Genomic DNA, 15,102 nt, shown 5'->3' with positions numbered 1-15,102 from the left:
GGTTATTCGCTGCCGCGTCCCAGCTCCCACAGCTGCATGTCCGAGCTGGCGTTGAGCAGTCGCTCCACACCGGTGACAACACCGGTGCGGGCCGCGACATACTGCTTGCCCTGCCACAGCGGCAGCACGGGCACATCGTCGGCGACGATCTGCTGAATCCGCGTGAAGGCCTTCGACGCGGCCGTGCGGTCGGCCTCGCGGCGCGACTGCGGGATGAGCTGCCGGGCCTCGGTGCTCACATACGGAGAGTTGAGGAAGTTGCCCTTGTCCAGGAACGGGGCGATGTAGTTGTCCGGGTCCGGGAAGTCGGGGAACCAGCCGAGGCCGTAGACCGCGTAGTCACCGCGCTTCTGCGCGGGGCGGAACTTGGACCACTCGGTGCCCTTGATGTCGACCGAGAACAGCTTGCTGGCGTTCAGTTGGTCGCGGAGCGTCTCGAACTCCTTGGCCGTGCCTGCGCCGTAGTGGTCGGTCGTGTAGTGGAGCGTCAGCTTCACCGGAGTCTCGACATCCGCCTTGTTCAGGATGCCGGCTGCCTTCGACGTGCTCGGCTCGCCGTACTTGTTGTAGAACGAGTTCGTGTGCGCGCCGATGCTCGTCGGGATGAGCGAGTAGAGCGGCTCGGCGGTGGCACCGTACACCTGGCCGGCGATCTGACCGCGGTCGACGATCGCCGCCATGGCCTGCCGGACCGCCTTGTCCTTCACCGCCGGGTCATTGGTGTTGAAGGCGAGATAGCGGATCGAGAGACCCGGCATCTCGGTGAGCTGGATGCCGTCCTTCGGGCTCTCGGACATCTCCTTGATCTGGTCCGGGGACATCTCGCGGGTCATGACGTCGATGTCACCGGCCTCGAGCGCCTTGCCCATGGCGTCGGCGTCCGGGAACAGCCGCAGCTCCACCTTGTCGTTGCGGAGGTCGAGGTCGCCCTGGTAGTTGCCGTTCTTGCTGAAGACGACCTTGGTGATCTGGTCACCCTTGGTCTCGGTCTTCATGGTGTACGGGCCGGAGCCGTCCACCTGGAAGCCTTCGCGGAGCTCCTTGCCGTCGTACTTGTTCTTGCTGACGATGCCGGCGGCCGGCGTCGAGAGCTTGTACGGGAACGTCGCGTCCGGCGTCGCCAGGTGGAAGACGATCTCGTCGTCGCCCTTGGTCTCGATGGTGTCGATGTTCGCCAGCAGGGCGGCGGTGCCGTTGTCCGCGTTGATGTCCAGCACGCGCTGGATGGAGAACTTCACGTCCTCGGCGGTGACCGGGCTGCCGTCGGCGAACTTCAGGCCGCTGCGCAGCTTGCAGCGGTAGCTCTCGCTCGCGGTGTCCGTGAAGGTGCACGACTTGGCGGCGTCCGGGACCGGCTCGCCGCCGCCCTCCGGGGCGTGCATCAGCGTCTGGACGGTCTGGCGCAGCACGTTCCAGGCGCCGGTGTCGTACGCGTAGGCCGGGTCGAGGGGCGCGGGGGCGTCCGCGGTCGCGATGAACTGGTCCGTGGTGCCCACGACGATGGCGTCACCGCCACCGGTCCCGCCGTCCGCAGCGCCGCAAGCGACGAGTACGGGCGCGAGCAGGCCGACCAAGGCCGGCAGCACCAAAGTCTTACGGTTCATCCTGGACGTTCTCCCTCATCCGGCACTGGGATACAGCGGTGTGTACGGGAGACTCCGCCGCAGCCGCCCGGTCGGAGCGGTTCGATCGGGCCGAGGAAACAGGACGATCGGTCCTGTGTTCGCGACGGTTCGGTGGGCCGTCGATGCGCATCGATGACGCGGCGAAGTTCTCGCGATGAGATTAGTCGGCAACGCCAGGAAAGCTTCACCAGGACCGAGTTGATGAAGTATTCGCTGAGTGATCAGGTATGCCTGAGAGTGGATGGTCAAGGCATGGAGTGATTCGTACACATCAACAATAAATACGGACACAAGGGCATGTCTGGCACGCCTCGAGGGGTCCTAAAGGCCGTCCGAAAGTGCCCCATCTACGGCACCTACAGTGACGAACATCACTCCGGAAAACCCGGAACGGGGAACCGGATAAGGCGAGATCACCTCACGGATAAAGACCGCTGCGGCGCCCGCAGTTTCCCGTGCATTCAAGAAACACGGACAGTACACGGATCAGTTCATTGCCGTGATGAGAGTGCGCAGAAAACCAAGGTCCACTTCTTCGAGCGAACGTACGACAACCCGCCCCTGAGCGGCCGCGATGGGCGCCACGGACGGTACGGCGACGACCCGGCAGCCGGCCGCCTCGGCGGAGGCCACACCCGTCGCGGTGTCCTCGATGACGGCGCATCTCGCGGGCTGGGCCTTCAGGCCGCGCGCGGCCAGCAGATAGGGGTCGGGATGCGGCTTCGTACGCGGCACCTCGTCGCCCGCGACGGAGAGCGCGAAGTTCTCGGGGCCCAGCGAGGCGAGAACGCGGTCGATGATGCGCCGGTGGGAGGCCGAGACCAGGGCGGTGGGCACATTGTGCCTGCTCAGCTCGGCGAGCAGCCGTGCGGCGCCCGGCATCAGCGGCACCCCGCGGGCGATGCGGTCCTCGAACTTCTCGTTGAGCAGCACGGTGAGCTCGGTGAGCGTGATGTCCGCGCCGGTCGCCTGGATCAGATAGCCGGCGCTGCGCGTCATCGGTCCGCCCACCACCACGTCCCGCCAGGCCTCGTCGAGCTGATGGCCGAGGTCCGCGAAGACCTCCACCTCGGCGTCCCACCAGAAGCCTTCGGTGTCGACGAGGGTGCCGTCCATGTCGAGGAAGACTGCCTGCAGCGCGGAGCCTTCGGCCGAACGGGTCAAGGACGCGGGGACCGTGCTGGTCATCTGCACTCCTCCGGAAGGGACGAGAAGGCCGGCCGCCTTTCCCCCGCGGCTTTCCCGCTGGGACAGGCGACCGGCCTGCACTGGACCGACAAGTGTACGACTCGTCCGACTATCGTGCGTTGAAGTACTTCGCCTCGGGGTGATGGAGAACGATCGCGTCGGTGGACTGCTCGGGATGGAGCTGGAACTCCTCCGACAGCTGGACGCCGATCCGTTCCGGCTCCAGCAGCTCGGCGATCTTCGCCCGGTCCTCGAGATCCGGGCACGCTCCGTAACCGAGCGAGAAGCGCGCGCCTCGGTACTTGAGCGCGAACATGTCCTCCACGTCGGCCGGGTCCTCGCCGGCGAAGCCCAGTTCGCCGCGGACGCGGGCGTGCCAGTACTCGGCGAGTGCCTCGGCCAACTGGACGGACAGACCGTGCAGTTCGAGATAGTCGCGGTACGAGTCGGACTCGAAGAGCTCCGCGGTCGCCTCACCGATCCTGGAGCCGACGGTGACGACCTGGAGTCCCACGACGTCGGTCTCGCCGGACTCCTCGGGACGGAAGAAGTCGGCGAGGCAGAGGCGGCGGCCGCGGCGCTGGCGCGGGAAGGAGAACCGGGTGCGCTCGGAGCCGTCCTCGTTGAGCAGGATCAGGTCGTCGCCCTTGGACACGCACGGGAAGTAGCCGTAGACCACGGCCGCCTCCAGCAGATTGCGGGTGTGCAGCTGGTCCAGCCAGCCCCGCAGCCGCGGCCGGCCCTCGGTCTCCACCAGCTCCTCGTACGTCGGCCCGTCACCGGCCCGCGCCTGCTTCAGGCCCCACTGGCCCTTGAACAGCGCACCCTCGTCCAGCCAGGAGGCGTACTCCTTCAGCTGGATTCCCTTGATCACCCGGGTGCCCCAGAACGGTGGCTCGGGGACAGGATTGTCGATGGCCACGTCGGAGCGGACCGTGCCCTCCTCGGGCCGGTCCTCGACGACGGCGTTGGTGGTGGCACGGACGCGGCGTTGCTTGAGTTCGGGCAGGACGGCCCCGGGCACTCCGCGCTTGACCGCGATCAGCGCGTCCATCAGCCGCAGACCCTCGAACGCGTCCCGCGCATAACGCACTTCGCCCTCGTAGATCTCATGCAGATCCTGCTCCACATACGCCCGGGTCAGCGCCGCACCACCGAGGATCACCGGATAGTCCGCCGCCAGCTTGCGCTGGTTCAGCTCCTCCAGGTTCTCCTTCATGATCACCGTGGACTTCACCAGCAGACCCGACATGCCGATGACATCCGCCCGGTGCTCCTCAGCGGCTTCCAAAATCGCCGAGACCGGCTGCTTGATGCCCAGGTTGACGACGTTGTAGCCGTTGTTCGACAGGATGATGTCGACCAGGTTCTTGCCGATGTCATGCACGTCGCCACGGACCGTGGCCAGCACGATCGTGCCCTTGCCCTCCGCATCCGACTTCTCCATGTGCGGCTCCAGATAGGCCACCGCGTTCTTCATCACCTCGGCCGACTGCAGCACGAACGGCAGCTGCATCTGGCCCGAGCCGAACAGCTCACCGACCACCTTCATGCCCGCCAGCAACGTGTCATTCACGATGTCCAGGGCCGGGCGGTCCTGCAGCGCCTCGTCGAGGTCGGTCTCCAGGCCGTTCTTCTCGCCGTCGATGATCCGGCGCTGCAGCCGCTCGTCCAGCGGCAGCGCGAGCAGCTCCTCCGCCTTGCCCGCCTTCATCGACTTCGTGTTCACGCCCTCGAACAGCTCCATCAGGTGCTGCAGCGGGTCGTAGCCCTCGGCCCGGCGGTCGTAGACGAGATCGAGGGCCGTCTTGACCTGCTCCTCGTCGAAGCGCGCGATCGGCAGGATCTTGCTCGCGTGCACGATCGCCGAGTCCAGACCGGCCTTCACGCACTCGTCGAGGAAGACGGAGTTGAGGAGGATGCGGGCGGCCGGGTTGAGGCCGAAGGAGATGTTCGACAGGCCCAGCGTGGTCTGCACGTCCGGGTGGCGGCGCTTCAGCTCGCGGATGGCTTCGATTGTCGCGATGCCGTCCTTGCGGGACTCTTCCTGACCGGTGCAGATGGTGAAGGTCAGCATGTCGATCAGGATGTCCGACTCGTGGATGCCCCAGTTGCCGGTCAGGTCGTCGATGAGCCGCTCGGCGATGGCCACCTTGTTCTCGACGGTGCGGGCCTGGCCCTCCTCGTCGATGGTCAGGGCGATCAGTGCGGCACCGTGCTCCCGGGCCAGGGCGGTCACCTTGGCGAAGCGTGACTCGGGTCCGTCGCCGTCCTCGTAGTTCACCGAGTTGATCACCGCACGGCCGCCAAGCTTCTCCAGCCCCGCCCGGATCACCTCGACCTCCGTCGAGTCCAGCACGATCGGCAGCGTCGAGGCAGTCGCGAACCGGCCCGCCAGCTCCTCCATGTCCGCCACACCGTCACGGCCGACATAGTCCACACACAGATCCAGCATGTGCGCGCCTTCACGGATCTGGTCCCGCGCCATCTCCACACAGTCGTCCCAGCGGGCCTCCAGCATCGCCTCACGGAACTTCTTCGACCCGTTCGCGTTCGTCCGCTCACCGATCGCCATGTACGCCGTGTCCTGCCGGAACGGCACGGTCTGGTACAGCGACGCCGCACCCGGCTCCGGACGCGGCTGCCGCTCGGTCGGAGCGAGATCACGCACCCGCTCGACCACCTGCCGCAGATGCTCCGGCGTCGTGCCACAGCAGCCACCGACCAGAGAGAGGCCGTACTCGCGCACGAACGTCTCCTGCGCGTCGGCGAGCTCGCCGGCGGACAGCGGGTAGTGCGCGCCGTTCTTGCCCAGCACGGGCAGGCCCGCGTTCGGCATGCAGGACAGCGGGATACGGGAGTGGCGGGCGAGGTAGCGCAGATGCTCGCTCATCTCGGCCGGTCCGGTCGCGCAGTTCAGGCCGATCATGTCGATGCCCAGCGGCTCCAGCGCCGTCAGCGCCGCACCGATCTCCGAACCGAGCAGCATCGTGCCGGTCGTCTCGACCGTCACGGAGCAGATGACCGGGAGGTTGCTTCCGGTGGCGTCCAGCGCACGGCGGGCGCCGATGATCGAGGCCTTGGTCTGCAGCAGGTCCTGCGTCGTCTCCACCAGCAGCGCGTCCGCACCGCCGGCGATCATGCCCTCGGCGTTCTGCTGATAGGCGTCTCGCAGCTTCACATACGGAGCGTGGCCCAGCGTCGGCAGCTTGGTGCCCGGACCCATCGAGCCCAGCACCCACCGCTGCTGCCCGGTCGACGCGGTGAACTCGTCCGCAACCTCCCGGGCGATACGCGCACCAGATTCTGAGAGCTCGTAGACCCGTTCGGGTATGTCGTACTCCCCCAGCGCCGCGAGGTTCGCGCCGAACGTGTTCGTCTCGACGCAGTCGACACCGACCTCGAAGTAGGCCGAATGGACGGACCGGACGATGTCCGGGCGGGTCACATTCAGGATCTCGTTGCAGCCTTCGAGGTCCTGGAAGTCCTCGAGCGTCGGGTCCTGGGCCTGCAGCATCGTGCCCATTGCGCCGTCGGCCACCACGACACGTGTCGCGAGGGCTTCACGGAGGGCTTCGATTCGGGTCCGGCTGTCAGCGGAGGGGGTCGGCAACGAGGCCATGGATGAGCTCCCTGGGATGCGACGGCTGTCGGCTTTGCGACTTCCGGTGGAAGGCGCACGGAGCCAGAGTAGCCGGGCCGACCGAAGGGCGGCGGGGGCGTCCCACGGGGCGGACGGCAAGATGTACGGGGGGTTTCTGCAGCCTTTCGGCCACGAGATACTCACACAGCGGTGACCAAGGTCGGCATCGACCGATAGTGTTCAGCATTGTCGAACTGCAGTGGAGAAGGGCCAGGACCGATGGCGAAGAACATCCAGTCACTCGAGCGTGCGGCAGCGATGCTGCGGTTGCTCGCGGGCGGGGAACGCCGGCTGGGCCTGTCGGACATCGCCTCCTCGCTGGAGCTGGCCAAGGGAACCGCCCACGGCATCCTGCGCACCCTCCAGGCCGAGGGCTTCGTCGAGCAGGACCCGGCGTCCGGCCGCTACCAGCTCGGGGCCGAGCTGCTCCGGCTCGGCAACAGCTATCTCGACGTGCACGAGCTGCGTGCCCGCGCCCTCGTCTGGACCGACGACCTGGCGCGCTCCAGCGGTGAGAGCGTCCATCTCGGAGTGCTGCATCAGCACGGCGTGCTCATCGTCCACCATGTCTTCCGGCCCGACGACAGCCGTCAGGTCCTGGAGGTGGGGGCCATGCAGCCACTGCATTCAACGGCCCTGGGCAAGGTTCTCACGGCGTACGACCCGGTGGCGCACACCGAGGCGCTCGAAGTCGAGTTCAAGACCTTCACGGCGCGGACCGTCACCGGCCTCGCGGAGTTCGAGACGGTCCTCGACCACACGCGGGCGCGCGGCTGGGCCGTCGATGTCGAGGAGACCTGGGAGGGCGTCGCCTCCGTCGCCGCTCCGATCCACGACAGGCGTCGTATGCCGGTGGGAGCGGTGGCCATCACAGGCGCCGTCGAGCGGGTCTGCAACGGCGAGGAGCTGCGCTCCGAGCTGGTCGCAGCGGTGCGGGACTGCGCCCGCGCGGTCTCCCGGGATCTCGGCGCCGGGCGTTTCTGACCGTTTCGGCACATCATCGGTAACGATCCGGGTTTCGGTCACACAACCCTTGACGTCGTGTTAACAGGAGGACAAAACTGCCGTTCATCGGTCGGCATTGTCGAACACCTACCGGCAATAGACGCTAGGGTATGGCAACGCCAAGGGCCGGCAACGCCCTCACCTGAGGGCGCGGACCACCGGAGGGACCCGGGGTTCGCCTTCCCCTGGACGAAGGACAAAGGAGTCGCGGGTGTCCAGCTCCGACATCTTCATCGGCGAGATCATTGGTACCGCCGTACTCATTCTGCTCGGCGCCGGCGTAGTCGCCGCCGTAGTGCTCAAGCGCTCCAAGGCGCAGAACGCCGGCTGGGTTGCCATCACCTTCGGGTGGGGCTTCGCGGTTCTGACCGCGGTCTACATTTCAGGACCCCTGTCCGGCGCCCACCTCAACCCTGCGGTCACGGTCGGCATCGCCATCAAGGACAGCGACTGGAGCGATGTTCCGGTCTACCTTGCGGGCCAGCTGATCGGCGCCATGCTCGGTGCCTTCCTGGCCTGGCTGGCCTACTACGGACAGTTCCAGGCCCATCTGACGGACCCGGAGATCATCGCCGCGCCGCCGCACGAGGAAGGCATGGTCAGCGAGAAGGCTGCACCGAAGGCCGGCCCCGTGCTCGGTGTCTTCTCCACCGGCCCCGAGGTCCGGGTCGTGTGGCAGAACCTGGCCACCGAGATCATCGGCACCACCGTGCTCGTCCTCGCGGTCCTCACTCAGGGCCTCAACGACAGCGGCAAGGGCCTCGGCGTCATCGGCGGTCTGCTGGTCGCCCTGGTTGTCGTCGGCATCGGTCTCTCGCTCGGCGGCCCCACCGGCTACGCCATCAACCCGGCTCGTGACCTCGGCCCGCGCATCGTGCACGCCCTGCTCCCGCTGCCCAACAAGGGTGGGTCCGACTGGGGGTACGCGTGGATTCCCGTCGTGGGACCGCTGATCGGCGGAGCACTCGCCGCGGGTATCTACAACCTCGCGTTCGCCTGAGCCCTATCGCCGCCGTATCTCCACAGACTGAGCAGGAGCAAACCGTGACCGACGCACACACCACCGGCCCGTTCATCGCGGCCATCGACCAGGGCACCACCTCCAGCCGCTGCATCGTCTTCGACAAGGACGGCCGGATCGTCTCCGTCGACCAGAAGGAGCACGAGCAGATCTTCCCGAAGCCGGGCTGGGTGGAGCACAACGCCGCCGAGATCTGGACCAATGTCCAGGAAGTCGTGGCGGGCGCCATCGAGAAGGCGGGCATCACCTCCGCCGACGTCAAGGCGATCGGCATCACCAACCAGCGTGAGACCACGCTGCTCTGGGACAAGAACACCGGCGAGCCCGTCCACAACGCGCTCGTCTGGCAGGACACCCGCACCGACGCGCTCTGCAAGGAGCTCGGCCGCAATGTCGGCCAGGACCGCTTCCGCCGCGAGACCGGTCTGCCGCTCGCGAGCTACTTCTCCGGTCCCAAGGTCCGCTGGCTGCTGGACAACGTCGAGGGCCTGCGCGAGCGCGCCGAGCGCGGCGAGATCCTCTTCGGCACCATGGACTCCTGGGTCATCTGGAACCTCACCGGCGGCGTCGAAGGCGGTCACCACGTCACCGACGTCACCAACGCCTCCCGCACGATGCTGATGAACCTGCACACCATGGAGTGGGACGAGAAGATCGCCCAGTCCATGCAGGTTCCCATGGAAGTACTGCCCGAGATCCGTTCCTCCGCCGAGGTGTACGGGCACGTCAAGGGCGGCGTCCTGGACGGCGTCCCGGTCGCGTCGGCGCTCGGCGACCAGCAGGCCGCCCTCTTCGGCCAGACGTGTTTCGCCGAGGGCGAGGCCAAGTCCACGTACGGCACCGGCACCTTCCTGCTGATGAACACCGGCGACAAGATCATCAACTCCTACTCGGGGCTGATCACCACCGTCGGCTACAAGATCGGCGACCAGGCTCCGGTGTATTCGCTGGAAGGCTCGATCGCCGTCACCGGCTCGCTGGTGCAGTGGATGCGCGACCAGATGGGGCTGATCAGCACCGCCGCCGAGATCGAGACCCTCGCGTCCTCGGTCGAGGACAACGGCGGCGCCTACTTCGTCCCGGCGTTCTCCGGCCTCTTCGCCCCGTACTGGCGCTCCGACGCCCGCGGTGTGATCGCCGGCCTGACCCGGTACGTCACCAAGGCGCACCTCGCGCGCGCCGTGCTCGAGGCCACCGCCTGGCAGACCCGTGAGATCACCGACGCCATGACAAAGGACTCCGGCGTCGAGCTCACGGCCCTCAAGGTCGACGGCGGCATGACCTCCAACAACCTGCTGATGCAGACCCTCTCGGACTTCCTGGACTCGCCGGTTGTGCGGCCCATGGTTGCCGAGACGACCTGCCTCGGCGCCGCCTACGCCGCCGGCCTGGCCGTCGGCTTCTGGCCCGACACCGACGCGCTGCGCGCCAACTGGCGCAGGGCCGCCGAGTGGACCCCTGACATGGACGCCGACAAGCGCGAGCGCGAGTACAAGGCCTGGCTCAAGGCCGTCGAGCGTTCCATGGGCTGGCTCGAAGACGAAGAGAACTGACGAGGAGAGCATCAACATGACCACCTTGCAGAGCGTCCCTGCCCTGGGGACGCACCCGGCCTCCGGCTCCCTGCCGAGCCGCGCCGAGACCCGGGAGCAGCTTGCCAAGGCGACCTACGACCTCCTGGTGATCGGCGGTGGCATCCTGGGCATCTCCACCGCCTGGCATGCCGCGCAGTCCGGGCTGCGGGTGGCTCTGGTGGACGCCGGCGACTTCGCCGGCGCCACCTCCTCCGCATCGTCCAAGCTGCTCCACGGCGGTCTGCGCTATCTGCAGACCGGCGCGGTCAAGCTGGTCGCTGAGAACCACTTCGAGCGCCGTGCGGTGTCGCGTCAGGTGGCCCCCCACCTGGCCAACCCGCTGACCTTCTATCTGCCGGTCTACAAGGGCGGACCGCACGGCGCGGCGAAGCTCGGCGCGGGTGTGTTCGCGTACTCCGCGCTCTCCGCGTTCGGCGACGGCGTCGGCCATGTCATCAGCGCCTCCAAGGCACAGCGTGACGTGCCCGAGCTGCGTACGGAGAACCTCAAGGCCGTCGCGGTGTACGGCGACGACCAGATGAACGACTCGCGGATGGCGCTGATGACGGTCCGCGCGGCCGTCGAGGCCGGCGCCACCGTGCTCAACCACGCCGAGGTCACCGGCCTGCGCTTCACCAAGGGCCGGGTCACCGGCGCGGAGCTCAAGGACCGCACGGACGGGACCGAGTTCGGCGTCAGCGCCCGCCTGGTGCTGAACGCGACCGGCCCGTGGGTGGACCACCTGCGGAAGATGGAGGACCCGGACGCGGCGCCCTCCATCCGCCTCTCCAAGGGTGCGCACCTGGTGCTGAAGCGCACCTCCCCGTGGAAGGCGGCGCTGGCCACTCCGATCGACAAGTACCGCATCACCTTCGCCCTCCCCTGGGAGGACATGCTGCTGCTCGGCACGACCGACGAGGAGTACGAGGGCGACCCGGCGGATGTCGCGGTCAACGAGAAGGACATAGCCCAGATCCTGGACGAGGCCGCGTTCTCCATCCGCGACCAGCAGCTGTCCCGCGATCTGATCACCTACTCCTTCGCGGGTCTGCGCGTGCTGCCGGGCGGTCCCGGCAGCACCTCCAAGGCCAAGCGCGAAACGGTGGTCACCGAGGGCCGCGGCGGCATGCTGTCGGTGGCCGGCGGCAAGTGGACCACGTTCCGCCACATCGGCCGTACGGTGATGAACAAGCTGGCCGCGCTGCCCGGACAGCCGCTGGCGGCCGACATGGAGCCGATCTCGCAACTGCCGAAGAAGCTGCCGCTGCCGGGCATCGCCAACCCGCGTGCCGTCGCCCACCGCCTGCTGGTGGACGAGGGAACGCCCGGCCCGCGGATGGCGGCGGACACCGCACGCCACCTCGCCACGCACTACGGCTCGCTCTCCTTCGACATCTCGCGCCTGGCCAACGACGACCCGGCGCTGGCCGAGCGGATCCACCCGGACGCCCCGGAGATCTGGGCCCAGGTCGTGTACGCGCGCGACCAGGAGTGGGCCGAGACGGCGGACGACGTGCTGCGCCGGCGTACGACGCTGACGATCCGCGGTCTCGCGACGGACGAGATCCGCGCCAAGGTCGAGGACGTACTGGGCAAGCGGGCCTGACGACAGGCGGTATCCGCTTCGGCATTCGGCCGGATATTCGCAGGCGAGGGCGGCTCCTTATGGGGCCGCCCTCGTTGTACCCTCAGACATCGGATGAATCGAGGGGCGAGGGGGCGATCTCATGGCGGTCACCGACGAGGCGATCGAAAAGATCAAGGGGATGATCGTCTCGGGCGCGCTGCGGCCCGGCGACCGGCTCCCCAAGGAGAGCGAACTCGCCGCGGAACTGGGCCTGTCCCGCAACTCGCTGCGGGAGGCGGTGCGCGCGCTGTCGCTGATCCGGATCCTGGACGTACGGCAGGGCGACGGCACCTATGTCACCAGCCTGGACCCGCAGTTGCTGCTCGAGGCGCTCAGTTTCGTCGTGGACTTCCACCGGGACGACACGGTCCTGGAGTTCCTCGCCGTACGCCGCATTCTGGAGCCGGCCGCGACGGCGATGGCCGCGTCCCGGATCAGCGAGGCCGAACTGGATGCGCTCAGCGCCCAGTTGGACGCGCTCGGTTCGCAGCCGTCGGTGGAGGAACTGGTCGCCACCGACCTGGAGTTCCACCGGGGCATTGTGCAGACCGCCGGCAACTCCGTGCTCTGCTCACTGCTGGACGGGCTGTCCGGGCCCACCACCCGGGCCCGGGTCTGGCGCGGACTGACCCAGGAGGACGCGGTCAGCCGTACGCTCCACGAGCACCGGGCGATCCTGGCGGCGCTCCGCGACCGGGACGCCGAGGCGGCCCGGTCGTGGGCGACGGTGCACATCGCCAGCGTCGAGCAGTGGCTGCGGTCGACCCTGTAAGCACATGCGGCGGGCGCGGTTCCGGGACCGAACCACCGGAGCCGCGCCCTGGTTCTGCTACTGGTCGCCCGGCAAGATCCAGACGACAGGCCGCCCTAGTCCTGCTTCTCGCCGCTCGCGAAGCGGGAGATCACCAGGGCCACGATGATGATCGCGCCGTTGAGGAACTGGTTCCACAGCGCCGGAACTCCGCCGAGCGTCATCACATTCACCACGAGCTGAAGCGTCAGCACACCCGTCAGCGCGCCGAAGAGCGTGCCCCGCCCGCCCTTCAGGCTGATCCCGCCGATCACCGCCGCCGCGAACACCTGGAAGATCCAGCCGTTGCCCTGCGTCGCCGCGACCGAGCCGTAGTGGCCGGTGTAGAGGATGCCGGCGAAGGCGGCCAGCAGTCCCCCGACGGCCAGCACGATCCAGGTGATCCGGTCCACGCGGATGCCCGCGGCCCGCGCCGCCTCGGGGTTGCCGCCGATCGCGTACAGCGCGCGGCCGTGCCGCAGATACGCCAGCGCCGCCCCGCCCAGCGCGAAGAGCGCCAGACAGATCCACACGGCGGCCGGCGCACCGAGCCAGTCCGTCTTGCCCAAGTACCGGAAGGACTCCGGCACATCGGTGATCGACTTGCCCTCGGTGATGCCGATGTGGAGGCCGCGCAGCATGGTGAGCATGCCGAGCGTGGCGATGAAGCCGTTGACCCGGAGTTTCAGCATCAGGAAGCCATTGACCGCGCCGATCGCCATGCCGACGAGCAGACAGACCGGGATCGCCGTCCAGACCGGCAGCAGTTCCAGGCCCAGGAAGCGTCCGCCCTCACTCGGCAGCACCAGCCACATGGCGATGACCGGCGCGATGCCGATCGTCGACTCCAGCGAGAGATCCATCCGGCCGCAGATCAGGATCAGTGCCTGGCCGAGCACCAGCAGACTCAGCTCCGAGGACTGCTGCACCACGCTGATCAGGTTGTTCGAGGTGAGAAAGACCGGCGAGACGATGAAGCCGATCACCATCAGCACCAGGATCACCGGCACCAGCGAGAAGTCGCTCCACCGGATCAGCTGCAGCCTGCTCACCGGGCTGTCGCTCTTGGTCGCGTCGGCCGTCAGCGGCCGTATCGTGCCGGTCATTCCTGCTCCCCCACACCTTCCATGGCGGCGACCAGTTCACGGTCGGTCCATCCGCTGCCGTACGTCGCGACCACCCGCCCGTGGAAGAGCACGAGCACCCGGTCGCACACCCGCAGATCGTCCAGCTCGTCCGAGATGATCACGGCCGCGCTGCCCTCGTCCGCCACCCGGCGCACGACGCCGAGCAGCGAGTCCTTGGACTTCACGTCCACTCCCGCGGTGGGCCGCAGGGCCACCAGCGCGCTCGGTTTGCGCGCCAGGGCCCTGGCCACCACGACCTTCTGCTGATTGCCGCCGGAGAGTCCGGAGACGAGCTGTTCGGGGCCCTGTGTCTTGATGTCGAGCGAAGAGATCATGGACTGCGCGAATTCCCTTGTACGAGAGGGCAGTACGGTCCCCCACGGGCCGAGCTGGTCGGTGACCGTGAGCGTGGCGTTCTCGGCGACGCTGCGGTCCACGACCAGACCCTGGCGGTGGCGGTCCTCCGGGATGTAGCCGATGCCGGCGTCGAGCGCGTGCGGGACGCTGCCCGGCTTCACCTCACGGCCGCGCACCTCGATCCGGCCCGAGCCGGCCTTGCGCATGCCGACGAGTACTTCGCCGAGTGCCGTGTTGCCGCTGGCCGCGGCGCCGGCGAGGCCGAGCACCTCACCGGCGCGCACCTGAAGGTCCAGCGGCTCGAACTGCCCTTCCAGGGCGAGCCCTTCGGTGCGCAGCACCGGTTCCGCGTCACGGACCAGGCCCGCCGGCGCATGCCATGCGGAGGCGCCGCTGATGGAGTCTCCCGTCATCGCCGCGACCAGATCGTCCTTGGAGAACTCGGCGACCGGCGCGGTGACGACATGGCGGGCGTCGCGGTAGACGGTGACGGCGGTGCACAGTTCGTACACCTCCTGCAGATGGTGGGAGATGAACAGGAACGCCACTCCCTGGCTCTGCAGTTCGCGCAGCTTGTCGAAGAGCCGCTGGATGCCGCGGGCGTCGAGCTGGGCGGTTGGCTCGTCGAGGATGATCAGCCGTGCGCCGAAGGACAGAGCTCTCGCGATTTCCACGAATTGCCGCTGCTCGACCGCGAGATCCTTCGCCCGGGCATTGGGGTCGACGCTCACTCCGTATCCCGCGAGCAGTTCCTCGGCGCGTCTGCGCAGCTGCCGCCAGCTGATGAAGCGGCTGCCGGTGTCGAAGCGGTTCAGGCTGTAATTGTTCAAGAAGAGATTCTCGGCGACGGTCAGATCCGGCACGACCATCGACTTCTGGTAGACGCAGGCGACCTTGGACTGCCAGGCCGCCGTGTCCCCGAAGGCGGGAGCGGGCTCGCCGTTGAAGGTGACCGTGCCCGCGTCGGGCTTGTGCAGCCCGGTGAGGACGCTGACGAGGGTGGACTTGCCCGCCCCGTTGCGCCCGACGAGTGCGTGCGACTCGCCGGGCGCGACGGTGAGCCGTACGCCGTCGAGCGCAACGGTGGGACCGAAGCGCTTGACGATGCCTTCCGCCGCTACGGCGGCTGGTGCGGCCTGTGGCAT

10 protein-coding genes are annotated in these 15,102 nt (G+C 67.9%); 5 read left to right on the top strand and 5 right to left on the bottom strand.

What is annotated here, in order from left to right:
- Positions 1–2: 2 nt before the first annotated feature.
- The 3 genes from ACH4YL_RS16835 to metH form a co-directional block, all read right to left on the bottom strand.
- The gene (locus ACH4YL_RS16835; RefSeq protein WP_398508085.1) at positions 3–1,604 is read right to left on the bottom strand and encodes an ABC transporter substrate-binding protein; all 1,602 of its coding nucleotides are present in this window, start codon (positions 1,602–1,604) and stop codon (positions 3–5) included.
- Positions 1,605–2,111: 507 nt separating this feature from the next.
- The gene (locus tag ACH4YL_RS16830; RefSeq protein WP_398508084.1) at positions 2,112–2,813 is read right to left on the bottom strand and encodes an HAD family hydrolase; all 702 of its coding nucleotides are present in this window, start codon (positions 2,811–2,813) and stop codon (positions 2,112–2,114) included.
- A 109-nt stretch (positions 2,814–2,922) separates the two neighbouring features.
- The gene (metH, locus tag ACH4YL_RS16825; protein WP_398508083.1) at positions 2,923–6,435 is read right to left on the bottom strand and encodes a methionine synthase; all 3,513 of its coding nucleotides are present in this window, start codon (positions 6,433–6,435) and stop codon (positions 2,923–2,925) included.
- 240 nt (positions 6,436–6,675) lie between these two features.
- Between metH and ACH4YL_RS16820 the strand changes: the two genes are divergently transcribed.
- The 5 genes from ACH4YL_RS16820 to ACH4YL_RS16800 all read left to right on the top strand — a co-directional run bounded on the left by ACH4YL_RS16820 (position 6,676) and on the right by ACH4YL_RS16800 (position 12,455).
- A complete protein-coding gene (locus tag ACH4YL_RS16820; RefSeq protein WP_398508082.1) occupies positions 6,676–7,440 on the top strand; it encodes an IclR family transcriptional regulator in 765 nt (254 codons plus the stop codon).
- 232 nt (positions 7,441–7,672) lie between these two features.
- The gene (locus ACH4YL_RS16815; protein ID WP_398508081.1) at positions 7,673–8,461 is read left to right on the top strand and encodes an MIP/aquaporin family protein; all 789 of its coding nucleotides are present in this window, start codon (positions 7,673–7,675) and stop codon (positions 8,459–8,461) included.
- Between the two features lie 44 nt (positions 8,462–8,505).
- On the top strand, positions 8,506–10,035 hold the full coding sequence (gene glpK / locus ACH4YL_RS16810) for a glycerol kinase GlpK (protein ID WP_398508080.1): 1,530 nt from the start codon (positions 8,506–8,508) through the stop codon (positions 10,033–10,035).
- Positions 10,036–10,051: 16 nt separating this feature from the next.
- The gene (locus ACH4YL_RS16805; protein ID WP_398508079.1) at positions 10,052–11,662 is read left to right on the top strand and encodes an FAD-dependent oxidoreductase; all 1,611 of its coding nucleotides are present in this window, start codon (positions 10,052–10,054) and stop codon (positions 11,660–11,662) included.
- A gap of 121 nt (positions 11,663–11,783) precedes the next feature.
- On the top strand, positions 11,784–12,455 hold the full coding sequence (locus ACH4YL_RS16800; protein WP_398508078.1) for a FadR/GntR family transcriptional regulator: 672 nt from the start codon (positions 11,784–11,786) through the stop codon (positions 12,453–12,455).
- Positions 12,456–12,550: 95 nt separating this feature from the next.
- Here ACH4YL_RS16800 and ACH4YL_RS16795 read toward each other — a convergent pair whose 3' ends face one another.
- Positions 12,551–13,579 (bottom strand): ABC transporter permease, encoded by a 1,029-nt coding sequence (locus ACH4YL_RS16795; protein ID WP_398508077.1) that lies wholly within the window; start codon positions 13,577–13,579, stop codon positions 12,551–12,553.
- Positions 13,576–15,102 carry a sugar ABC transporter ATP-binding protein gene (locus ACH4YL_RS16790; protein WP_398508076.1) on the bottom strand — a complete coding sequence of 509 codons (1,527 nt, stop codon included), beginning with the start codon at positions 15,100–15,102 and terminating at the stop codon, positions 13,576–13,578. The genes ACH4YL_RS16795 and ACH4YL_RS16790 overlap by 4 nt, the downstream gene beginning before the upstream one ends.

This window comes from Streptomyces sp. NPDC020681, from assembly GCF_044334895.1.
GTDB lineage: Bacteria > Actinomycetota > Actinomycetes > Streptomycetales > Streptomycetaceae > Streptomyces.
Note: the sequence above shows the minus strand (reverse complement) of the source record. Positions and strands in the feature narration are given on the sequence as shown.